At 47.6% G+C, this 23103-nt stretch carries 15 protein-coding genes; 10 read left to right on the forward strand and 5 right to left on the reverse strand.

The genetic code is table 11. The features are described from left to right. The first annotated feature begins 124 nt into the window (after nucleotides 1-124). Together R3D00_11040 and R3D00_11045 are read left to right on the forward strand one after the other, a co-directional pair. Nucleotides 125-2215 (forward strand): tail fiber domain-containing protein, encoded by a 2091-nt coding sequence (locus R3D00_11040; GenBank protein MEZ4773707.1) that lies wholly within the window; start codon nucleotides 125-127, stop codon nucleotides 2213-2215. A 5-nt stretch (nucleotides 2216-2220) separates the two neighbouring features. After that, a complete protein-coding gene (locus R3D00_11045) occupies nucleotides 2221-2997 on the forward strand; it encodes a T9SS type A sorting domain-containing protein (GenBank protein MEZ4773708.1) in 777 nt (258 codons plus the stop codon). 1 nt (nucleotide 2998) lies between these two features. Here R3D00_11045 and R3D00_11050 read toward each other — a convergent pair whose 3' ends face one another. Continuing rightward, nucleotides 2999-4954 (reverse strand): family 20 glycosylhydrolase, encoded by a 1956-nt coding sequence (locus tag R3D00_11050; GenBank protein MEZ4773709.1) that lies wholly within the window; start codon nucleotides 4952-4954, stop codon nucleotides 2999-3001. A gap of 100 nt (nucleotides 4955-5054) precedes the next feature. Between R3D00_11050 and R3D00_11055 the strand changes: the two genes are divergently transcribed. Together R3D00_11055 and R3D00_11060 are read left to right on the forward strand one after the other, a co-directional pair. After that, the gene (locus tag R3D00_11055) at nucleotides 5055-6164 is read left to right on the forward strand and encodes a carbohydrate-binding family 9-like protein (protein MEZ4773710.1); all 1110 of its coding nucleotides are present in this window, start codon (nucleotides 5055-5057) and stop codon (nucleotides 6162-6164) included. Between the two features lie 34 nt (nucleotides 6165-6198). Next, the gene (locus tag R3D00_11060; GenBank protein ID MEZ4773711.1) at nucleotides 6199-8178 is read left to right on the forward strand and encodes a GDSL-type esterase/lipase family protein; all 1980 of its coding nucleotides are present in this window, start codon (nucleotides 6199-6201) and stop codon (nucleotides 8176-8178) included. Nucleotides 8179-8185: 7 nt separating this feature from the next. Here R3D00_11060 and R3D00_11065 read toward each other — a convergent pair whose 3' ends face one another. Beyond that, the gene (locus R3D00_11065) at nucleotides 8186-10948 is read right to left on the reverse strand and encodes a gliding motility-associated C-terminal domain-containing protein (protein ID MEZ4773712.1); all 2763 of its coding nucleotides are present in this window, start codon (nucleotides 10946-10948) and stop codon (nucleotides 8186-8188) included. A 220-nt stretch (nucleotides 10949-11168) separates the two neighbouring features. On the opposite strand from R3D00_11065, the gene R3D00_11070 reads away from it, so the two are divergent. Further along, a complete protein-coding gene (locus R3D00_11070) occupies nucleotides 11169-12029 on the forward strand; it encodes an alpha/beta hydrolase (GenBank protein ID MEZ4773713.1) in 861 nt (286 codons plus the stop codon). Here R3D00_11070 and R3D00_11075 read toward each other — a convergent pair. Both R3D00_11075 and R3D00_11080 read right to left on the reverse strand, forming a co-directional pair. Further along, on the reverse strand, nucleotides 12021-14969 hold the full coding sequence (locus tag R3D00_11075) for a PA14 domain-containing protein (protein MEZ4773714.1): 2949 nt from the start codon (nucleotides 14967-14969) through the stop codon (nucleotides 12021-12023). The genes R3D00_11070 and R3D00_11075 overlap by 9 nt on opposite strands. A gap of 15 nt (nucleotides 14970-14984) precedes the next feature. Then, nucleotides 14985-15941 (reverse strand): methylenetetrahydrofolate reductase, encoded by a 957-nt coding sequence (locus R3D00_11080; protein MEZ4773715.1) that lies wholly within the window; start codon nucleotides 15939-15941, stop codon nucleotides 14985-14987. Nucleotides 15942-16152: 211 nt separating this feature from the next. On the opposite strand from R3D00_11080, the gene R3D00_11085 reads away from it, so the two are divergent. Then, the gene (locus R3D00_11085) at nucleotides 16153-16983 is read left to right on the forward strand and encodes a hypothetical protein (protein ID MEZ4773716.1); all 831 of its coding nucleotides are present in this window, start codon (nucleotides 16153-16155) and stop codon (nucleotides 16981-16983) included. A gap of 12 nt (nucleotides 16984-16995) precedes the next feature. Then, a complete protein-coding gene (locus R3D00_11090) occupies nucleotides 16996-17670 on the forward strand; it encodes a hypothetical protein (GenBank protein ID MEZ4773717.1) in 675 nt (224 codons plus the stop codon). Nucleotides 17671-17681: 11 nt separating this feature from the next. Here R3D00_11090 and R3D00_11095 read toward each other — a convergent pair whose 3' ends face one another. Further along, entirely contained in the window at nucleotides 17682-18947 is a 1266-nt protein-coding gene (locus R3D00_11095) for an ABC transporter permease (protein ID MEZ4773718.1), read from the reverse strand. A gap of 104 nt (nucleotides 18948-19051) precedes the next feature. Here R3D00_11095 and R3D00_11100 point away from each other — a divergent pair, with 104 nt between their 5' ends. From R3D00_11100 to R3D00_11110, 3 genes are read left to right on the forward strand one after another with little or no spacing between them, the layout of a single operon-like run. Then, the gene (locus R3D00_11100; protein ID MEZ4773719.1) at nucleotides 19052-20308 is read left to right on the forward strand and encodes an asparagine synthetase B; all 1257 of its coding nucleotides are present in this window, start codon (nucleotides 19052-19054) and stop codon (nucleotides 20306-20308) included. A 57-nt stretch (nucleotides 20309-20365) separates the two neighbouring features. After that, nucleotides 20366-22339, forward strand: coding sequence for a sensor histidine kinase (locus R3D00_11105; protein MEZ4773720.1), 1974 nt, complete (start codon nucleotides 20366-20368; stop codon nucleotides 22337-22339). Next, on the forward strand, nucleotides 22326-22958 hold the full coding sequence (locus tag R3D00_11110; protein ID MEZ4773721.1) for a response regulator transcription factor: 633 nt from the start codon (nucleotides 22326-22328) through the stop codon (nucleotides 22956-22958). The genes R3D00_11105 and R3D00_11110 overlap by 14 nt, the downstream gene beginning before the upstream one ends. Nucleotides 22959-23103: the final 145 nt, after the last annotated feature.

The following is a 23103-nucleotide window of genomic DNA, read 5'->3' on the forward strand; positions in this document are numbered from 1 at the left end:
AGTTAGATTTTCTCGGTTAAAGTGAGACCGGTTGTGGCAGTGATTATGCTGTAAAATTAAAAAAACTTTCTTGTATGGTAACTATTTTGCCCGGAAAGGTACATGATTATTAAAACCCTAGAAAATGAGCCAGTATCTACGCATAATTATCGTTGCGATTTTTTCGGCAATTTCCACCTCAGTCATGACACAGGTGCCTCAGGGCATCAATTTCCAGGCTGTTGCTCGCGACGCGAGTGGAATCCCCATGGCAAATACGAGTATTTCCGTAAGATTTTCTGTTCAGAATCAGGTTCCGGCTACGGTATATCAGGAAATACATTCAACCCTTACCGACGTATACGGGCTTTTTGACCTTGTCATCGGAAAAGGAATCCCTGTCTCTGGCACTTTCAGTGCTGTCGATTGGGGCAGCGGACAGCACCAGGTCGTTATCGAAGTCGATGCCGGCTCAGGATATGCAACGCTGGGTACCTGCCAGTTTCAGAGTGTACCTTATGCGCTCTACGCAGAAAATGGCTCTGTTTGGAGCGAAAATGCATCGGGGGCTTTCTATAACAAAGGGAGAATTAGTGTGGGTACCAGCTCCCCGCTCGCCACTTTGCATCTTGCCGATACTTCAAATGTCTTGTTTGGCAACGGACTTACCGGTTCGGGATTTAAGTTTTTATGGTACGGGGCTAAGGGGGCATTTCGTTTTGGTTACCTTACCCCACCTTTTGGCGGGTACAATTACGATAAGTTCTGGGATTACGACAGTATCGGTTACTACTCTTTTGCAGGTGGTCAAAACGCCCGCGCCAAAGGATTTGGTGCTTTTGCCTGGGGATCATTTGGTTGGGCCGATGGTTCCAGTTCGGTCGCCTTTTTTGGAAATGCCAAAGGCAACAACAGCTATACCTTTGGCGGAAACTCCAAAGGGAGAGGGAGTTTTACGGTAGAAGGAACGGCCGAAGATGAGGGTGGGATCGCTATGTATGGTTATACCGGCGGGCGTTATGGTGTGGCTATCGGCGGAGGTACTACCGGCCTTGGTGCATCGTCTGCGCGGCAGAACTACAGTGTGGCTATCGGCTGGAATGCCGATGCACGGGGAGAAGCTGCCGTTTCTCTGGGGCCCAATGATGCCTATGGCTATACTTCTTTTTCTACGGGTTGGGTTACTGAGGCGCGTGGAAATTATTCTTCTACCTTTGGGCTTCGAACCATTGCTTATCCTTACGGTTCTATGGCTTTGGGACGATATAATATTTCTTCGGGGGACAGTGCCAACTGGATTGCTACTGATCCTGTATTTGTCATAGGCGACGGGACCTCTGATGCTGCGCGTTCCAACTCTTTTATCATTCAGAAAAATGGGCAAACCGCCGTCGGATATGACGCCCCAACCGGCATGCTTCAGGTCAGCAGTGCGCTGGGTAGCTTGAATAATGCGGGTACATTTGTTCCAGCCAATTCTTCTCTTCTGTTGGGGACAACCACCAACGGCCTGGCTTTTGACCCCAACCAAATCGAAGTCATCGGAGATGGGCTTCACCTCAATTTTAATTCTCCTGAAAATGTCTATCTCGTCAATGGCGGCGGTTCGGTGGGCCTTGGTACGGCAGCACCCTCGGATCGCTTTCATATTGCCGCACTGGCTGGCCAAAACGCGCTTCGCGTACAGATCAACGGCACTACGGCCTTTCGGGTCCACAGCAATGGTGGCGTTTCTATCGGAGTCAACAGTATTCCCCCTGCCAATGGCCTCGTTGTCAATGGAATCACTCAGCCTTTTTCTGATAATTTATTTACCCTCGGTGCTTCTACCCGCCGATGGACCGCTGTGTATGCTGTAAATGGCACGATTCAGACTTCTGACTATCGCCTCAAAACTCATATTGAACCCATTTCTTACGGACTGAAGGAAATCCTGCTCATGAATCCTGTTTCCTATAACTGGAAATCTACGCCTGATTCTGAATCTAAGATTGGGATGATTGCGCAAGAACTGGCTGAAATTGTTCCGGAGGTGGTGTATGGTTCTGCTGATTCTCCTGAAGATGAACCTATGGGGGTAAATTATGGAGAACTGGCGCCAGTGATGGTAAAAGCTATACAGGAACAACAAGCGATCATTGACCGCCAGTCCGATAAGATCAGCCAACTCGAAGAAATGCTGAATCGGCTTTCGGAAGAACTACATTCCCTGAAACAGACGATCTCCCAGAAATAAACATTATGAAATCCTTATTATTAGCCATTCTGGTTTTCTTAAATGTGGGTAATTTGTCTGCCCAGTTTCTGGAGCGAACAGTATTGGGTTGCTGTGGCACGACTGCTCCACTTGGAGGGTTTTACTATAGTTATACCATAGGTGAAGCGGTCGTCGGAACAAAAAATGCTTCTTTGCCTGCGCTCACGATTGGTTTTCAACAGCCTGATTATAATCCGTTGCTGCCGGTAAGCCTGGTTGATTTTGTTGCCGAATGGCGCAATTCGCAGGCTTTACTTTCCTGGAAGACTTTGTGGGAGTTGAATACGGCTTCTTTTGTGGTAGAAAGATCTCTTGACGGCCATATTTTTGGTGGTATTGGTATTATTCCTGCCGCGGGTTCTGTGTTTGAAGCCAATGAATATTTTTTCCCGGATCAGCATGTTTCCAAACTGGGGGCAGGAATTGTTTACTATCGGCTTAGGGTGATTGATGAAAATGGAAGCTTTTCATTCAGCCATATAGAAGAATTGCACATACCTCTCACAGGAGGCCAGCTGACCATTTTCCCGAATCCTGCAAAAGATTTTGTCTCGGTTATAGCTACGCATGCGCCGGAACATTTTTTCAGAATATCTCTGCTCAATCAGTTGGGGCAGGAATTGTTTTCCGAAGACTTCCTTCATTCCCCCCAATCGAACAACTGGCAAATAGATGTCAGCGGTTTTCCTGAAGGCATTTACTACCTGAAGATTCATTTTGATGATCAGGTGATCTATGAACAGCTGGTATTAAGGCGCTGAGTTAATTTAAGAGATTAATTACCAGCTCTTCAATCGCATCCACAACCTGAAGTTCGGTTCGTCCGCCCTGTCTGCGCGCTTCTGCAAATACATTTGCGGAGGCCGAGCGCTCACCTCTTATGGATCCTTCCATTACGCTCAGTCCGATTCCTGCAATTTTTGAAAGATTACGGGAAAGTTCCTCTGCTTCTGCCAGTGCAGGATTTTGCCGGATTAGCGGAAGCAAATGCTCGTGGTTACTTTTCCACATTCTCAGGTGATTCATGATAAATCGCCGATCTTTTGTATGGGGTTCCTTCAGGTAAGCTGAAACAGCTTCCTTAAACAGGCGGGCAATTCTTGCGTCAGGTCTGGCTGCATCTGCCAGCAGGGTAAAAGGCGAAAACATGCGATAAAGTTCCCCGTCCGGATTTCGGGTATAGATTTTCATCGGCTCGATCACATCTACGAGGATCTGGAGCGGAGCGATATCTCTTCCCCGGCACAGGCTCCGCATGATGACGTCGCGGGCGGTATTGTGCTGCAATCCCAGTTCTTCCAGACGGAGGTCGGTTTGTTCGAGCCTGCGGTACATATCGTTGATGTCTGTGACATGGGCCTGAGACCAAAGCCTTTCGGCGATACAGGCAGTACGTGGCCAGATTCTGGAATCGACTGTCAGTGGCGTTACGAGTTCGCTCCACATCGTAGCTTCTCCCCCAAGGATGCAAGACTTTGCTGCATCAGAAAGTTCCATATCAGGTGGAAGCGGGTCATTGTGATAATGGCTTGTCGCCGGCAGGGCAAGGTCAATGTAATATCCATTTGATAGCACACACTGATAACCTTTGTTTGCCGCCTCATACAGCGACTCTTTTCCCCGCCAGCTATGAATAACCGCATCCAATGGAAGATCAGGCTGAAGTATTTCGTCCCATCCCATCATTTTTTTTCCAAGCCGGGTAAGTATTTTCAGAAGTCTTCGGTTGAACCAGGTCTGAAGCGACTGGTTGTCAGCGATGCCTTTTTCCTGCATAAAATGCTGAATTTCAGGATTGGCATCCCATTGTTTGCCTTCATTTTCATCTCCGCCTATGTGAAAATATTCGTCAGGGAAAATGCCCGCTACTTCGGTAAACAGCGTTTCCAGAAATTCATAAGTAGTTTCCCGACTGGGATCGAGCGTGGGGTGCATGATGCCGGCTTTCCTTTCAATCGCATAAGGCCCTGGTGCACTCGCAAGTTCCGGATAGGCAGTCAGTATGGCTGTTGCATGGCTGGGCAGGCCGATTTCCGGTACCACACGAATTCCCCGGTCTGCGGCATATTCAATAATTTCAGTCAGCTGGGCACGGGTGTAGTACAGGCCGTCTGAGCCTTGTTCGTGAAGTTTTGGAAAACATTGGGTCTCAATCCGAAATCCCTGATCATCGGTAAGGTGAAAGTGCAGCACGTTCATCTTCACGGCTGCCAGCCCGTCAATATTCTGTTTGACTTTTTCCACAGGCAAAAAATGGCGTGCCACATCGAGCAATAACCCCCTCCACGGAAAACGCGGTCTGTCCTGAATCAGCAGGCAAGGGAAAAACCATCCTTTTTCGTCTGCATCTGCGAGTTGTAGCAGCGTCTCAAACCCCCGGATAGCGCCAATGTCCGTATTCGCCAACAGGTGGATTTCCTGCTCATTAATCTCCAACTCATAGGCCTCATCCATCATAAGATTTACCTTCCCCCGGGACTTGACCGTGATTAACAGTGGAGCCGAATCAGGAATATTCTCAGGTGTAATAAAGCCCTGGCTGAAAAATAGTCCCATACGCCCATCGAGTCGCCGTAAAAAGCGGGTGGCTGCGCCGTAGATCCGATCATCAGGGTTGCCACTAATGGTCAGGGTAAACATACCATCAATCCGGAATTTTCCTTCGGAAAGGGTAATACGATCTGGAACGGGAAGCAGATTCAGCGTTTGGGCACTCATTCGGTAAAAAATTAAAACAGCAATTATTTTATATATGGCAATAAATTCAAAAGAATTGGCATATTTGAGACTACGTACAAAACAAACTTTCTGCAAAGATATGGATTCTCCCATTCGAAAATCTGTCCTTTCTGTCGTTTTTGGCTTCTGTATCATCGTCCAAATCGTTGCCCAGCAGCCTATACGCATTACCGAACTGCCGTTTCACCCCGAAACCTATGTTTGTTACCGTGCCGAGACCCCGCTGGTCATTGACGGAAAACTTGAGGAGTCTTCCTGGGCAGAGGCACCATGGACGGATGATTTTCAGGACATTGAAGGCGAAAAAATGCCTGCGCCCTTCCACCGCACGCACGCAAAAGTTTTGTGGGACGACAAGTATCTCTATATGGCGGCATGGCTGGAAGAGCCTGACCTTTGGGCAACATTAAAGGAGAGAGAATCCGTGATTTATTACGACAATGATTTTGAGGTGTTTATCGATCCGGATGCCGACACCCACCTCTACTACGAATTTGAGGTCAATGCATTTGCCACCGAGTGGGATCTGATGCTTGTGAAGCCCTATCGTGATGGGGGTCCTTATCTCAATGCCTGGTCAGTCAATGGGATGAAAGTAGCTGTTTTTGCAGATGGTACGATAAATCAGCCCGGCGATCGCGACAGAGGCTGGACGGTGGAAATCGCCATGCCCTGGGAAATGTTGCGTGAAGCTGCCGCCGGAAGAGCTTTGCCCAAAGCCGGTGATCACTGGCGCCTGGATTTTTCCCGTGTGGAATGGCGATTGGATGTGGTCAATGGCAAATACCAAAAACGACTGAATCCCACAACCGGAAAACCATTTCCCGAATACAACTGGGTATGGTCTGCTCCCGGAGTGATCAATATGCACGAACCTGAAAAGTGGGGATACCTACAGTTTTCAGACAAAACAGCCGGTTCCGGGGAAGATTTTTTTGTCTGGAACCCCGACGAAAAAATCAAATGGGCCCTTCGCGAAATTTATTATCTGGAGAAAAAATACTATGAAACAAATAAGACCTATACCGCAAACCTCGCCGATTTGGGCGTAAGTGAAGTATGGGTGGATGGAAAAAAACTTTCAATCGAACTAGAAACCACCAGCAGGCAATTTCTCGGCAGCGCCTGGAGTGCTGACCGGAAACGCAAACTGTACATCAGAGAAGATAGTAAAACCTGGGTGGAATAAATTTGCTGTTGAGATTCGTTATAACTTGCTCATAATGAATAGCTTATTTTTTAGAATCGCACTACTGCTTTTATCGGTTTTTTTCGTATTTCAGGGATGTAAACCTGCTGTTGAAACTACATTTCCTGGTCAGGTGGATACCTGGATGGGGTACGAAAGGCATACGTTTACCTATGAAGGGAAAACCAGTTATGTCGTCATCCCCAAAGAAATTGCAACCGGTACGCCTTGGGTGTGGCGCGCCCGATTTTGGGGGCATGAACCACAGGTTGACATTGCCCTTTTGTCTCAGGGATTCCATATTGTTTTCAACGATGTCAGCGATATGTATGGAAGTCCGGCAGCGGTAAAACAATGGAACAGCTTTTACAAATACCTCACTACCCGTCACGGATTTTCGGCCAAACCTGTATTGGAGGGATTAAGCCGTGGGGGGTTAATTATTTACAACTGGGCCATAGCCAACCCTGAAAAGGTAACCTGTATTTATGCCGATGCGCCGGTGGTAGATTTTCGGAGTTGGCCAGGTGGGAAAATGAGTGCCAAAGGGAGTGCCGAAGACTGGGAAAAATGCCTGAAGGCATATAACCTGACAGAGCCGGAGGCGATGGCATATACACAAATTCCTGACCGGCTTAAGCCACTGGCCGATGCAGGCGTGCCCTTGCTCCATGTCATCGGCGAGGCAGATGATGTGGTGCCTATAGCTGAAAATACGCTTGTTCTTGAAAAAAAATATCAGGAACTAGGCGGAAAAATCAAGATTCTCTCCAAACCGGGTGTCGGACATCATCCTCACTCTCTGGCATCGCCCTTGCCGATCGTGGATTTTATTCTTCGCTTTACAGGAATCCGGTACCAACCTGATAAATTTTCCTACTTCCAGTTGCGCCGTGGGCTTAATAATAGCCGTATTCACTTCGAACAGGACAAAGTAGGGACAGTTGCTTTTTTGGGTGGCTCCATTACCTGGAACCCCGGCTGGCGGGATATGGTGAGCGAATACCTGGAGGCGCGTTTTCCTGAAACAGAATTTACTTTTATCAATGCCGGTATTCCTTCCACAGGCTCAACACCGGGCGCTTTTCGCCTCGAACAGGATGTCCTTAGCAAAGGCCCGATTGACCTTCTCTTTGAGGAAGCTGCGGTCAATGATGCTACGAACGGACGTACAGAAACCGAACAAATACGCGGGATGGAGGGTATTGTCCGACACGCGATGACGGTCAATCCTGAAATGGATATCGTGTTGATGTATTTTGTCGATCCTGAAAAGATGGCCGATTACCAGGCCGGAAATATTCCGGCTGTCGTGGTCAACCACGAAAAAGCTGCCGAACATTACCATATTACCAGTCTTGACCTTGCAAGAGAGGTGACGGAGCGAATTTATGCGGAAGAATTTACCTGGGAGGATGATTTCAAAGATTTACACCCTTCTCCTTTTGGACAGGAAATTTATTTTAAGTCCATAAAAAAAATGCTGGAGACCGCCTGGGCAGATACCTTGACAGCGGATGCAGTTCCTTTGGATTTTGAAGTTCCGGCTGAGCCGCTGGATATGTATTGTTATGATGAAGGCGGGTTGCTTCCGCTCGAATCCGCCGTAGTGGGAAAAGGCTGGAAAATAAATCCGGAATGGAAACCCGAAGATGGGGCAGACACACGCCTGGGGTTTGTAAATGTACCTATGCTCGTAGCTGAAGCACCAAACTCAACCCTTCGGTTTACATTTTCCGGCAGAGCCGTAGGCATCTGGGTAGTTGCCGGTCCCGATGTCGGGAAAGTCGCCTGGCGGGTGGATGGCGGCCCGGAAAAAACACTGGATCAGTTTACCCAATGGAGCAGCTTTCTTCATCTTCCCTGGGTATATATGCTTGAAACAGAATTACCCGAAACCAACCATACCCTTGAGCTGCGCACCCTTCCCGAAAAAAATCCGGAGAGTAAGGGTACAGCTTGTCGGATCGTTCATTTTGTAGTGAACGGCGTGCGGGAGAAGGTGGGACAATAAAAAGTAGTTACCGCAAAATGGTAACGGTGCCTGTCTCTGTATTGGGAATACTCCAGCCCCGGGCCTGATACTGGTATCGAAGTACCCAAACATATACACCTTCGGGATTGGCTCTGCCACCGGTGCGTCCGTCCCATGCTTCGTCGGGGTTTGTACTGGCAAAAACTTCCTGCCCCCAGCGATTATAGATATGGAGGGAATAGGACTCGAAACCACACTGATATCCCACGGTAAGAAGTTCGTTGACGCCGTCGTCATTGGGCGTAAAGCCTGTCGGGACAAATACATTGCACCGGCAACTTCGCATATCGATAAACATCGAATCCTGATCAACGCCGCAATTATTGCTCACCTGAAGGGTATAGAGCCCGGGTTCCGTAACCTGATAGACCGTGCCGGAAGCACCATCCTGCCAGCGGTAATCGCCAGGTCGCTCCTCTGCCCGCAGAGTAATCGGAAAATCTTCTTCGCAGAGGGTCGTATCGTTGCCAATTTCTGCTTTGGGGTATAAACTGAATCCGATCCACACAGAATCCTCATCAACTCCACAGCCGGTTTCTATTCTGACCCGGTACACGCCTGTCTGATCAATGATTCTTACCGGATCTGTTTCCCCATCTGACCACAAATACGTAGCATCACTGACCGGAATGGAAACATCTCTTACCGAAAATCCATTTCCCTCCGAACAAATAACGCCGGATATCCCCAGATTGACCACAGGCGTAATGGAGGTTTTTACGATGACCGAATCTCTGATTCGCCCACACTGGTTTCTTACATCCACATAGTACGTTCCTCTCTGCTGAATCGGATAAGTCGAAAACCTCGAACTATCCTGCCAGATATAACTCTGTGCACCCGGAACAGTTGCATCCAGAACGGCCGATTCTCCATCGCAGAGGAATCGGTCGGGACCCAGATTGAGCGCGGGAATTGAGTCTCCTGTGATTATGATCGCATCCGTAGTCGGGCAGTTTCCATTGGTCGCGGTAACCGAATACGTCCCCGGACCCGTGGCGACAAAAGTAGACAAGGTCGAATTATCCTGCCATACATAAGTTGCTCCCGGAGAAAAGGCATTCAGCTGCAGGTTGGTTCCTTTGCAAAGGACTGTATCTGCACCCAGATTTACGACCGGGTAATTGAAGTAAGTGACATTCACCGAGTCTCTGGACGATCCGCAACGGCCCGTAAGCGTTACTGTATATAATCCTCCGGTGTTAATGGTATAAAAAGGATTGGTGTTGTTGTCCTGCCAGAGATAGGTTGTATTTCCCGGGGCACTGGCATTCAACAAAATTACATCCCCTTCACATGCCTGACGGTCGGGACCCAGTTCTGTGGAGGGAATAGAATCTACCACCACCTGGATACTATCTCTGAAAGTGCCGCAAAGATGCGAGAGCTGCACCCAATACAATCCGGTATTCGTAACGGAAAGGGTAGGGGTAGTGGAAAGATTCTGCCATTGATAAGTTACTGCCGGAGCGGTTGCATCGAGCAGGAGGTTATTTCCTTTGCAAATGGCTGTATCTGGCCCCAGACTTATAGACGGGACGCTGGTTGTGGAAATTACTACAGAATCCCGCACGATCCCACATTTATGAATAACTTGTACCCAGTACAATCCCTGCGAAAAAACCGGAATTGTCGGACTAAAGGCTCCATTGCTCCACTCATAATTGCTGTTGAGGAATGTTGCATCAAGCGTAATCGTATCTCCGATACAGATCGTGGTATCATTGCCGAGATTAACCTGTGGCAGCGGATCTATGCTTAAGGTAATCGTATCACTGGCCGAGCAGATGCCATCATCAACGGTGACCCAGTATTGTCCGGCTGTATTGGCAGAAAAAGTGGAGTTGGCAGAATTGTTTTGCCAAATATAAGTTGCCCCCGGATTTTGTGCGTCAAGGATTAACGTTGTGCCTGCGCAAATGGCTGTGTCTGCGCCCAGATTTACTGTTGGAGCCGGGCTGAATGTAACATTGATACTGTCTCTGGCGATACATCCGTTTACATTTACTTCTGCCCAGTATGTACCTGTACTGTTAACCGTCAGGGTGCTGTTGGTAGAGCCATCGGACCAAAGATAATTGGCGCCGGGATAAGTTGCGTCGAGCAGGAGTGATCCACCCTGACAGAGCGTTGAGTCATTTCCCAGATCGACCGAGCAGGTAGCAGGAATGGCACAGCCGGGGCAAAACGACAGAAACATACCAGAACTCCCCGTTGCACCTGTGTGAATGACCAGCCAGTCATCCCCGTTTTGAGCCGCAGAGGCTGTAAAGGTAATGGAGTTGGCCGTCCATGCATTTCCTACAGCCGGAAGATTGCCAACATTAAATGCCCCTGCAAGATTGGGCGCTGTATTGGTCTGGAATGAAGGCGCAAAACTTCCGGTGCTACCTGTACCATGACTGGCATAAGTAAAGGAAAACGTATAGGAAACACCTGTAGCCAGCGGAGCCGTCAGTTTAAGGGCAAACCCTTCTCCACCTGTGGTCCATAAGGTGCCGCTTCCTATCCATATCGCCCGGCAGTTGTTGTTGTTGGGTGGCGGAAGGGTAATATTGGCAGTGGGAAACCCACCTGTCCATGAAGTACCGTTGAATGAAAGTAAATCTCCATCCATATTGCCCAGGGCTGGTGTATTGGCAAATGAAGTACCGGGAGTACCGGTTGAAAAGCAGCTATCCACAAGTGCCTGTCCAAAGGAAGGCATGGAAAAACATAAAAGACAGATCAGTAAGGTATAATTTCTCACAAACAATGGAATTTTGTTGTACAAGCTCATGGGGAAAATACCTCCGAAAATAAGAATAATCCGGATATGTCAGGAACTCTGTTAAAACAACGATGAAAATAAGATTTCTGTTGTAAGGAATATTTTGTTTTTCCTTCATCCTATATTGTCTGGTAATTGAGGATTTTTGTAAATTTTGCGGATTACTGAAGATTTCAGTGTAAATAGTTTTTAAATGCATATGCCACCGCTGATCCGACAGTTGAGTAATGTAGGTAACCGGTTTTTTACGACTGCCGGTTATATTAATCTGGAGTATCTCCTGACAGGTGATCCTGCATCTGAGACGGTGCTTTTCTTGCATGGGGTAGGGCTGGGTTGCCGGGTTTTTTTGCCTAATATTGATCATTTTGCCAAGGATTATCAGGTGTTGGCTGTCTCCCTTCGCGGCCATGGGCTCTCTGCGCCGCCGATGGAGTCTTCGGAAGAAAACTACGCCATTGAAGTAATGGTACACGATCTGGTGGAGCTTACCTGGTCGCTCAACATCCAGCAATTTCATCTGGTCGGCAATTCTTTGGGCGGGGTGATTGGTTATGAACTGCTTCGCAGGGATCCCGATAGTCTTTTGAGTCTGACAACCTTTGGTGCTCCTCCCCGCCAGGAAGGTGGGCGCTGGGCCATTTCCCTGTCTGACAAACTCCTGAATGCAACCGGAAAAATACGTGGTCGGAAAAAGCAGGCGCAAATTCTCGCCCGACAATTGTCGGACAATGATGAAACAATTTCTTATCTCGTAGATGAAATCTTCCCGACTACCAACTGGGATGCCATACGGCAAGTGCGTTATAATCTTGCCCAAATAGACTATATATCCACCCTGGTGGAAAGTGATGTTCCATTATTTTTTATCGAGCCGGAGGAAGATTTTATGGGAAAACTCTCTTCCGCCCGCCGGGCTTTCCATGATACACTGCGCGCATTGGAAAACCGCGAGCATGTTCGCCACGAAGTTTTGCCCGGTGCAGGCCATTTAGCCAATCTTGATCAGCCCAAAGCGTTTAATGAACTGCTGCTGAGTTACCTCAAAAGCTTAAGGTAGGTGTATTGCCGGAATCTCATTTAACGTGTACCACGCTTCTGTTGACCATAGCTTTTGTCCAGAACTACCCATCATCTCCGGTGTCAGGTGAATGTATAATACATGGCCGGCCTCCATTCCCTCAATCTGAAGCTGTACGCTTTTCCTGTCCGGAGAAAGGGTACTACCCGTAATCTTCAGCTTTTTTTCGTCTATTTTCGGGCCTCCGTATTCTTTTGTCGGAATATACCGCCATTGGCTTACCTGAAATTCTTTGCTTGTATTCCCACTATTGGGAGCAAGTGGTTCTGTAAATGTGATGGTCAGCCCGTTGGGCGTTGCGTTTACAGCCAGCATCTCAAAAGTGGTTTTTCCATTATACCTGATTTGCTGCAACCCATAACGAAGTTTTCCCTCCTGCCCCCAGTTTCCCGCAGCACCTACTCCTCCGGCAAAAATACCTCCGTCAGGGCTGTACCTCAGCCGGTTGACGCCGGCTTCCAATCCTTGGGTAAACCTGAAAACCGCCCCCTGATACACCCCATTGATTTTCTCCAGATTTGCGCGTTTAATGCCGCCATGGGTCACATCGCCATAGAGCATTTGACCGGCATAAGGGCCATCTTGTGAAAAAATGATCTGGCTGGGAGAATTGGCGATTTCCGTTTGTTGTAACCACAACATCGGCGCGGTTTCTTTCCAGTCTTTCATCTCTTCCGGGTTGCGATCACGGTATCCATAAAATGCGCCTTTCTGCACCTGTACAATTTTATTTGCTGGCAGCCAGTTTCCCTGATTGTCAGCTACAAACATTTCTCCTTCTGCATTCATCCCAACCCCGTTGGGCGTGCGGAAACCATTGGCGAGAATTTCATATTTACCATTGGCAGGGTTGATTTTTACAGCAGAGCCGCGTTCCGGATAATGTACATTCACCGCTCCCAAAGGGGAGGAAAGCGTTGCATAAAAAAATCCGTCCCAATACTCCAGTCCAAAGGCAAATTCGTGGAAATTGGTAGTCACCGGCCAGGAATTACAAATGGTGCTGTACTCATCCGTTATTTCATCGCCGTCGTGGTCAACCAGCAACGTGAGTTCCTGTTTTTGAAGTACGTAGATTTTGTCCTCGGCAACTTTCAGCCCCATGGGTTCTGCAAGCCCTTCAGCGATTTGTTTTACCTGTATTTTCTCCGGGTCAGGTTGATTCAGGTTGTCGAGTAGGTAAACAAATCCTTCCCAGGTACAGACTACCATTCGTCCGTCTGACAGAAAGTCAATTCCCCCGACCCTTGGCTGAAAACTTTCGAGCCGGGCCTGCATCAGATCATAGCTTGGGTGAAGGCCTGGCAAGGGTGCTCCGTCGCCAGCCGGTGGGAGCAGGAATTTGGGAAAATCTACATCTGCCAGATCATTTTTATTGAATGAATAGGCTTCCGTAGGTACAACTTCAAAGTCTTCCGTTTCGGGCTTTAACCAAAGGAGAGATATGCCCCCGCCACCGGCCCCCTGAAAATAATCTATCAGCAGGCTGTGAGTGCCTGCTTCAAGCGTGAAAACCCCATCTTTTGGGCCAAATCCATGATTCCCGTCGTAGAGGATCCCTGTTTTCCCATCTATTTTCATCCTGGAACCATCATCACTGTAAAGGCGAAAGTGATAAGTTCCTGTAGTGGGGATATTTATATTGCCGGTAAACTGAAGGTGAAAATTTTCAGAAAGGGGCTGTAAATGATTGATGGAAGGGAAGTGAATCCCAGGTACAATCGCAGATACAATGGGTTGTTCTCCGGAAGGAATTTTGGGGTCGAGGGTTTGTTCTCCTTTGAGCAGGTGCCCATTTACCGCGAGCCCGTGATCAGGCAGTACAGTTGCCCGTTGAAGTACGGCGTCGGCAAGATTATAGCCAGGCGTTGCCATAACAGGATTTGCCGGCCGGTCTTCGGTGTCCAGTGCGAGAATCCATTCTACCATCTTTTCTGCATTTTCCTGTGAAAGATCGGGATGAGCGACCATCACATTTTTTCCCCAGACGCCGGTTCCTCCACTGATTACCCGTTGGGCCAGTGTTTTGAGTGTGCGGGCGTTGGACTTGTATTTTTGAGCAATGGCCTCATAAGACGGGCCCGTAAGATTCTGTTTCTGGTCATGGCAGGTTTTACAGTCGGTCTGGTCGATAAGCGCGAAACCAGATCCCGGATCAGGGCCTTTCTCCGAAATATCAAAGGGATTAGGAAGCACAGGGCCGGGCAAAAACCATGTAGTCAGCAGGGTGGGAGATTTATCCCGAAAGCGGAGCATGGCAAGGAGTTCAAGCCCATAAGTGGCAGAGTCCTGCTGAGAGGGAGGGCTAATGATTTTGAGTTCTCCGTTGGTTTTGATATAGTTTCTTCCAGGTATGGAATTGAGCATCGTTCTCAGGACAATGGAGTGGTTTTCCGGCATATCCTGAACCAGAAACTCCCGCTGTAAACCCGGGTATCCGTCTTTATGGCGTACAAACTCAGGGATTTCCTTTATCCGTATCGATTTGCCAGATGCCGTCTGGATCAGGTAGTTGAGTTCTACTTTTCCGTTGCGAAACCGATGTCCGGTATAGTAAACTTTGTGAAATACCGCAGACCCCCCTTCTTGAATTTCCCAGGGGCTATCAGGTGGGTTTTTGAGGAAAAAATTCCCTTTTGTAGAGGGGTGCCTGCCATGTCGGGTGGTATAAACGGGGCCGTCAAAATTGACCCCGTCGCGCCAGACTATTGAGAGGGCCGCATATTCTGTCTGATAAGCCACCCAAAAGCTATCGGAAAGTGCAGCCACCAGCATGCGGGGCTGGTCGTCGAGAGATGTTCTGAATACCCAGGGACTATGACCTCTTTGCGGCGTAGGTTGTGTACAACCAGCAAACATCAGCGCCACTAAAATGGCACCGCAAAAAGAAAAAAACAGACTTCGTAGTAGCGCGTTCATTGCATTGGAAGGTTTTTACAGCTTTTTCTCCAGCTTTTCCATCAGCTTGAGGAAAGGAGAAGTATTTTGCATAATATAAAAATGCAGATAAGGTACTCCTGCATCCAGAAGTTCGAGAGACTGTTTGTAAGCCCATTCGACCCCTACCTGAATTTCCTCTGTACGGTCTTTGGCACTAAGTAAACGGTCTGTGAGTTCTTCCGGTATGTCAATATAAAAAACAGCCGCCAGAGTGGACAGTTGTTTTTTGGAAGTAATGATTTTTAATCCGGGAATAATGGGCATCTTCACCCCTTCCTGCCGTGCTTTTTCGACAAAAGAGAGGTATTTGGATGTATCGTAAAACATCTGGGTAACCGCATAGTGTGCACCCGCTTTTTCCTTTTCCTTCAGGACATTCAGGTCAAAGGTTTTGTTAGGCGCTTCAAAATGTTTTTCGGGATAAGCCGCCACGCCGATGCAGAAGTTGGTTTTGGTAGCGTCGATCAGTTCGTCGATATATACGCCACGGTTCATCGCTGAAATCTGTTTTACCAGTTCCACTGCATGGCTATTTTGCGTGCGGTCTTGCGGGAGCGGGCGGTAATTGATTTTATCTCCACGGATGGCGAGGACATTTTCTATTCCCAGATAGTTGAGTTCGATCAGCGCATCTTCGGTTTCTTCACGGGTAAAACCTCCGCAGAGAAGATGGGGCACAGGTTCAAGGTTAAATTTATATTTAATGGCTGCACATAGCCCGAAGGTTCCGGGACTTTTTTTCTTTACTTTTTTCTTAAAACTCCCATCTTTCATCTCTTCCCAGGCCACTTCCGCTGCATGACTGGTAACGTCAATAAATGGGGGATGAAAAGGTAATACGGACTCAATCGCTTCGTGTAATTTCTGGATGTTTCCACCGCGTTTAGGGGGAATAATCTCCAGGCTGACGGTTGGGGTTTTGGCAGTATTCAGGTGGTCTATTACTCTCATGTAACATTTCGTATCAGGCGGCAAATATACAAAGTATCCACACACATATAAATCTGAATTTGCAGGTACGATCACTTGTTTTTTTTCTGAAAACCGGATAAATTTTATTTTTTATAACATTTTTTGGTGTTATATTGTTACTAATATTTCATGGTAGCCTGATTATTGTTTTTGCGTATAATGATTGGGGCTTAAGGTGTCTTGTGAATAAATGATACAGATTTTAGAATATGTTCGTGAATCCCCTTTGGATGAGGTGGTTGAGAAATTGAATTTATTGCTGCTCGAGGATTCTGGCTGTAGAAAAGAGTGGGTATTGATTTCAACCCGTTTTCACGATTACAGACGTGCCGTACTTCGTGGTACCCTGTCTGAGGAGCAAACAGGGTTGGAGGGCAGAAGAATATGGGCCAGCTTGCTGGAGTGGTTGGCAACTGTACCCGAAGAGGACTGGGACAGTAGCATTATCGATTCGGTTTTGCCCGCGAAAAAGGGCAAAGATGCAACCGGGAGTTTTGAAAACCTGCGAATGCGCTCACGCAGTGAACTGGAAAACTATATTGACTATTATAAACAGCAGACGCAAAAGAACCGGCGGGATCATTTGGCTTATATGGGATTGGGTTATTGTTACCTGCATCTGGGGTTGTTTGACTTTACTGTTGTGCAATTCCAGGCCGCGATACAGTTGGCGCCTGATTTTGCAGATGCATACTATTACCTGGCCATCGGGCAGTCGAGAGGAAGAAAGCTGGTTCGTTTAAACCTGCCGGTAGTCAGAGAAATGGAGTCTCTGTTGCATTCTGCGATCAGTCTGGATGAAGCGGAGTCTAAGTACCATTATTTTATGGCTTTGATTAAGAATGACTATTATTTTCATAATGGTATGACCGTACCGGCTCCGGGTGTTGCAGAACATTTGCGGTTGGCCTCAGATCCATCGATGCGATACGATTACTGGGAATTGGAGCGACTAATAGATGTCCTGAAACTGGAAAACCCACAATGGAAATCAATTCTGCTCAGACAAAACAACCAATAACCTGACCCTAACATGATTACAGAAAAAGGTAAAAAAATTAAAAATTATTTTTCCAAGTCCTTTATGGCCAGCCGCCCTTCAGACGAGCAATATGATTCATGGGTGAATGAGGATTTAAACCAGTTGTGGGATAGAGCGATGATAAAAACGAACCTTGATCGGTCTGATTGCATCCGGCAGCCTGTTATGATCACAGGTCCCCGGTTATTTAATATTGGAGGCGCTCATGTCGGTGTTCGGAAAGGAAAGGACGATTTTATCCGTTTTATTCCCATAGGAGTTACGATTATCAATTTTACGGCGCACCAACTCGTTATTTATCAATGTGCATTTGACCCTACGACCAGTAACTCACTGGCGGAAAGTACTCACGAGTATTTTTATCAGGATATCGTTTCGTTAGAAACGATTACAGAATCCCGGACAGAGAAGAGTTATACTTTTTCAGAACAGGTTTTGTTGGAGATTCCCCTGTTGAAAGGATTGGCGCAGGGAAAAGTAGAGCAGTACAATGATGCCGAGACATTCATCCTGACAACCTCAGGGGGTACAAATATTCGGGTCGCACTCTCCGAGCGGATTCTTGCCGAGTCAGTGGGAGGCGGATCTATTCCTACCCATTTGTCAGAACAGTCAATACGGGCAGTTCGGAAAATGCTACGTGAGAAAAAGTCGAATTACAGCTGATTGCGGCGTTTTTATGCCTGTCTGATCGCATTTACCGGATCGAGTGAGGCTGCCATAGACGCTGGCAGGATGCCCGAAACAAGCCCCGTAAATACCGAAAGCCCGACACCGGTCATCAGATCTCCAAAGGCAAATGCGACCTTTAGGGGCAAGTCCAGGCTGTTCATTGCGGTTTGGATGAGTGCGCCTATTCCAAATACAAACCCCAGGCCGATGAGCCCGCCCATAAAGCAGATCAATACAGCCTCCATGACAAACTGATACAGAATAAACCCTTTTGTCGCTCCAAGCGCTTTTTGAATGCCGATTTCCCGGGTTCTTTCTTTGACCGATATATACATGATATTACCGATACTAAAACCACCAATCAGAATGGAAAATATGCTGATAAACCAGCCCCCGGTCTTAAGGTAGCCAAACATTTTATCAAACTGCGACATCAATGCTTCCTGCTTGTTGATGGCAAAATTGTTTTCAACCTTAGGGCGCAGGCCCCGTGCGACTCTGATCAGACCAATGGTTTCACTTTCGATATAGGGTAAATCCTCATAATGAGAGGCTTTGATGGTAATTACTTTTTCGGAATTGCGGGCATTGAGGTTAAACATTTTGGGCAATACCGAATAGGGGACATATACTTTGTCATCTTCACTTGCCCCACCAAAAAGCATATTGGAGCCCACTTTTTCCATGACGCCCGTAATCATGAGCCTTTGACCCGAAATACGGATATATTTTCCCACTGAATTTCCGTCGGGAAACAGGTTGTCGCTGATATTATAGCCCACAATGCATACCGCACTGCCCAGGTGTTGCTCTACTTCAGAAAAATACCTCCCCTCAGTAAACTTCAAATCCCGGACTTTGCTCATATCGGGGGTAGAACCTACCAGTTGTACATTTGAAATGCTTCTCCCGTCTGATCTTACCGTTTGACCGCCTACAGTAACCTCGTAACAGACCCCCTCCACACGGGTGAGGTTTTGTTTGAGCTTCTGATAATCGCGGTAGCTTACTTTGGGTCTGTTGATAAATTTATACCAGTCGTTGCGGTTGTCAGCCCAGGGCCAGTGATGTACGAAAATGGTGGTATTTCCCAGCGCAGAGAGGTTTTTGGTGATGGAAGTCTGCATAGAGTTTACCATCGTCAGAATCCCTACAATCGCAAAAATGCCTGTGCCAACGCCCAGCATTGTCAAAACCGCACGCATACGGTTGGCTCCGATTGCTGCAAATGCTATTTTGATGCCTTCTGTAAAAAACTGGATGAAGTTCATACTGCTAAGTTAAGAAAGTAACAACAATAAAACCTCCAGGTCGTTTAATCGAACATAAAATATCCCTAAATTTTTGCTAACTTTTCAGGAAATTTGCCACAGTTATGAAAAAAAGTATTCTGCTTCTCTCCATTCTCTGGTTGTCGTCCTATGCCCGTGCTGACTATTTGCTCGTGCCCATGGATTATGCACAGTCAGAGCATCTGAAAGCATACGGCATCGCCTATTGGGTGTTGGAGTATAATGTGGATGTTGACTGGCTGCTCAATTATCGGGGCGGGAGTTTTATGTTTAAATATACGTCTGTATTTGAACAGGAACTTCAGATACGCGGGGTGAGTTTTGAAAAAATTTCAGACGCCAAATCCAGCCAGATTCTGGCTTATGTCACTTCTGATGAGGTGAATATGGACGCGGTCAAACTGGAAAAGGCGCCCAAAGTTGCGGTATATTCTCCGAAAAGTAAACAACCCTGGGATGACGCCGTAACCCTGGCGCTTACCTATGCTGAGATTCCTTACGAAGTCATATATGACCCTGAAGTCCTCGACGGCAAACTCTCAGAATATGACTGGCTCCACCTTCATCATGAGGATTTTACGGGGCAGTATGGCAAATTTTATGCTTCTTACCGCAATGTAAAATGGTATATGGATGAAGTCGCCGCACAGGAAGCTACCGCCCAGATGTATGGTTATTCCAAAGTCAGCCTGATGAAACTGGCTGTTTCCAAAAAAATAAAACAATTCCTCACCGATGGCGGCTTCCTCTTTGCCATGTGCTCGGCTACTGATACCTATGATATCGCCCTGGCTGCGGAGGGGGTGGATATCTGCGAATCAATGTTTGACGGAGATCCAATGGATCCAGCCGCACAGGATAAACTTGACTATTCCAAGGCGCTGGCTTTCAAAAATTTCCAATTGGTACGCAGCCCTTATCAATACGAATTTTCAGATATAGATTCAAATCTCGGCCGCAATGTGCCTGAGCATATGGACTATTTTACCCTGTTTGAGTTTTCTGCCAAATGGGATCCTGTGCCCACCATGCTCTGCCAAAACCATACCCGCACCATCAAAGGTTTTATGGGGCAGACAACTGCTTTCCGTTCCAGCCTGCTCAAACCCGAAGTGCTGGTCATGGGCGAACTTAAAGCCTACGGAGAAGCGCGTTATGTCCATGGCAACCTTGGCAAAGGCATGTGGACTTACTACGGCGGGCACGATCCCGAAGATTACCGCCATTATGTGGGCGAAGACCCCACCGAACTGGCCCTCCACCCGAGTTCGCCCGGTTACCGGTTGATTCTCAACAATATCCTTTTCCCTGCTGCAAGAAAGAAGAAGCAAAAGACGTGATGGGAATACTGGCGAAATTTTTTCTGAAATAATCTGTTTCCCGTACCAGTCATGCTTATGGTTGCATTCCACATAAGACACTATGTTGCCGGGGTCATGATGGCTTTATGGTGGACTTGTGGAATGGCTCAATCTGTTGAAAAAGATAGCCTGAAAAACCTGTTGTTGCAGGCAAACAGAGATCCTCAGGTGGATACTTATTTGACTTTGGCCGAAAGTTGGCAAAAAACGGATGTGGACAGCTCGTACTTTTTTCTTACAAAAGCCTATGATCTGGCATTTGAGTCCGGGCAACAGGAGGTTCTGGCAAAAATCAATAATGCACGGGCCATACACTGGTTTTTCCGCGGTGAAACCGACAGTGCGCAGGTTTATATCACCTTTGCTATGGAACAGGCCTCTGACCAGCCTTCTCTTATTCGGGTGACTACCTATAGCCATTATGGACTTATTCTGGCCCAACAGGGGCAATACAATGCTGCTGCCCAATGGCATATCAAAGCCCTGGAGGATGCCACCACGCTGGGCGATAGTCTGAGTATGATCCGCGCGCAGAATAATCTGGGGAGAGTTTACCAGGCACTGGATGATATAGATCATGCGATGAACTGGTACAATCATGCGCTCAGACTAAGCAAGTCGCTTGGCGCTGATGCACATTCTGCAAAGATTCTGGGCAATATGGGACAGATTATGCTCACGGAAAACCGGCTTGAAGAAGCATACCGGTATCAAAAAGATGCACTGCAAATCTTTGACCGCTTAAATGACGATTTTTCCCGGTCTATTACGCTGATGGATCTTGGACAAATATCTCAAATGAGGCACCTGCCTGATACCGCGAGGTGGTATTATAATCATTCCCTTGCCCTCAGCCGGCGGATTCGCGACGAAATCGGGATCATTTATACGCTCGCCAACATCGCCTCTCTGGAAAGTGAACGGGGCAACTATTTCGAAGCCCTAACCTATCTCGACACTGCCCTTCGCCGGAGTCAGGAGCAATCTTTCCCTGAGGGGATAAAGTTTAGCTACGAAGGGCTGGCAGAAACTTATACCCGCATGGGAGATTATCCCAAAGCGATGGAGTATCACCTGCTATACGACCAATGGAGAGACAGTCTCGCCAGCAGAGATTATCTGGAAACCATTCGGGAACTGGAAACAAAATACAGGTCGGAACAGCAGCAGAATGAAATCTATCGTTTGTCTGAGCTCCAGCGTCAGCAGACAGCCTCTATTCAGGCTCGCGATGACCTGATCATGATTCTGGTCTTCGCCGGATTGCTAGTGCTGATAGTGGCGATATTTGGATTTGTATTTTTTCAGCAGCACAGCCAAATGCAACAGCAGCAGAAAGTATTCAGCGCTATATCGGAAACGGAAGTTGCTGAGCGTACGCGGATTGCGCGGGATTTACATGACAGTGTGGGTGCCATGCTCGCAACGGCCCATCATCACCTCTCAGGTATGGAAAACATTTTTGCCAACCAGCCGGAGAAACGGGCAGAATTGAGCGGTCTGCTCAAAAAAATATCGGAAGAGTCCCGCCAGATTGCCCATAATTTGATGCCGGAGACGCTCTCCCGCTTTGGGTTGGTTCCAGCTGTGGAAAGTCTTATTGCCCGGATCAATAGCGGCGATCGCCTGAATATTCAGATTCTTGCACATGGAATGGGGCCCCGCCTTCCTGCCAACATAGAACTGCATTTGTTTCGCATCATTCAGGAATTGCTGCAAAATGTGATAAAACATGCCGATGGTGCATCCCGCGCTACTTTATACCTCACCCGCTACCCTCGGGAATTAACCCTGATGCTCGAAGATAATGGAAGGGGGTTTTTGTTATCGGAAGCTCCTGCCGGCATGGGGTTGTCTAATGTCCGCAACCGTGTCAATTTACTTGGAGGAACGTTTGTAATTGACTCAGGTCCCGGCCAGGGGGCCACCATTAGCCTGACTATCCCTATTCCTCCAGTCCCGATTCGTCCGTTTCCAAACGATGGTTTTTCTTCCCATGACACCCATTAGACTGATTATCACCGACGACCACAAGATTTTCCGTCAGGGGCTTGTATCCTTGTTGGAGAAAGAGCCCCATATTCAGGTGACAGGTGAGGCTGCCAATGGCGATGCGCTGAAAGCGTTGATGAAAATTAACCCTCCCGATCTGGTGCTTATGGATGTGGAAATGCCACATACCGATGGACTGGCTGCCACACGCTGGCTGAAAGAAAACCATCCGGGGGTCCGGGTACTGGCGATGACTTTTCATCGGGAACCTGCTTTTATCAAAGGCATGCTCCATGCAGGTGTGGATGGCTATCTGTTGAAAGATACGGGTAAGGAAGAGTTGTTGCAGGCGATTGAAGTTTTGTCTGCGGGGAATACCTATTTCTCCCCCGCTGTTTCAGGGCAGATCATGGATTCGCTGCGTCCCAATGCGCAGATATCACCGATTTTGTCTGAAAGAGAAATGGAAATCATCCAGTTGATTGCCGACCAGCTTACTACCCGGCAAATCAGCAAGAAGCTGAACCTCAGTCACCTGACGGTTGAAACCCATCGCAAAAACATTTTCCTCAAGCTGGGCGTTCGCAATGTAGCCGGCCTGGTAAGACTCGCTTACAGCAAAGGCTGGATTCAGTAACGATACCTGATTTCAGGTAGCAGGTATTTACCCGTTTACAGCGATAAAACTGAAGGTGCGGTTTGATATGTTTGTTTTTATTCCCATCCCACCATTTCCCTGTATCTCTGGCTTTTATGGGAATGCCAAACAATCATAAAACCCA

The sequence above is a fragment of the Bacteroidia bacterium genome (genome assembly GCA_041391665.1).
Classification (GTDB): domain Bacteria; phylum Bacteroidota; class Bacteroidia; order J057; family J057; genus JAGQVA01.

Coding starts and splice junctions, on each gene's coding strand:
- R3D00_11040 (MEZ4773707.1), top strand. CDS start 125: ATGAGCCAGTATCTACGCATAATTATCGTTGCGATTTTTTCGGCAATT.
- R3D00_11045 (MEZ4773708.1), top strand. CDS start 2,221: ATGAAATCCTTATTATTAGCCATTCTGGTTTTCTTAAATGTGGGTAAT.
- R3D00_11050 (MEZ4773709.1), bottom strand. CDS start 4,954: ATGAGTGCCCAAACGCTGAATCTGCTTCCCGTTCCAGATCGTATTACC.
- R3D00_11055 (MEZ4773710.1), top strand. CDS start 5,055: ATGGATTCTCCCATTCGAAAATCTGTCCTTTCTGTCGTTTTTGGCTTC.
- R3D00_11060 (MEZ4773711.1), top strand. CDS start 6,199: ATGAATAGCTTATTTTTTAGAATCGCACTACTGCTTTTATCGGTTTTT.
- R3D00_11070 (MEZ4773713.1), top strand. CDS start 11,169: ATGCCACCGCTGATCCGACAGTTGAGTAATGTAGGTAACCGGTTTTTT.
- R3D00_11075 (MEZ4773714.1), bottom strand. CDS start 14,969: ATGAACGCGCTACTACGAAGTCTGTTTTTTTCTTTTTGCGGTGCCATT.
- R3D00_11080 (MEZ4773715.1), bottom strand. CDS start 15,941: ATGAGAGTAATAGACCACCTGAATACTGCCAAAACCCCAACCGTCAGC.
- R3D00_11085 (MEZ4773716.1), top strand. CDS start 16,153: ATGATACAGATTTTAGAATATGTTCGTGAATCCCCTTTGGATGAGGTG.
- R3D00_11090 (MEZ4773717.1), top strand. CDS start 16,996: ATGATTACAGAAAAAGGTAAAAAAATTAAAAATTATTTTTCCAAGTCC.
- R3D00_11095 (MEZ4773718.1), bottom strand. CDS start 18,947: ATGAACTTCATCCAGTTTTTTACAGAAGGCATCAAAATAGCATTTGCA.
- R3D00_11100 (MEZ4773719.1), top strand. CDS start 19,052: ATGAAAAAAAGTATTCTGCTTCTCTCCATTCTCTGGTTGTCGTCCTAT.
- R3D00_11105 (MEZ4773720.1), top strand. CDS start 20,366: ATGGTTGCATTCCACATAAGACACTATGTTGCCGGGGTCATGATGGCT.
- R3D00_11110 (MEZ4773721.1), top strand. CDS start 22,326: ATGACACCCATTAGACTGATTATCACCGACGACCACAAGATTTTCCGT.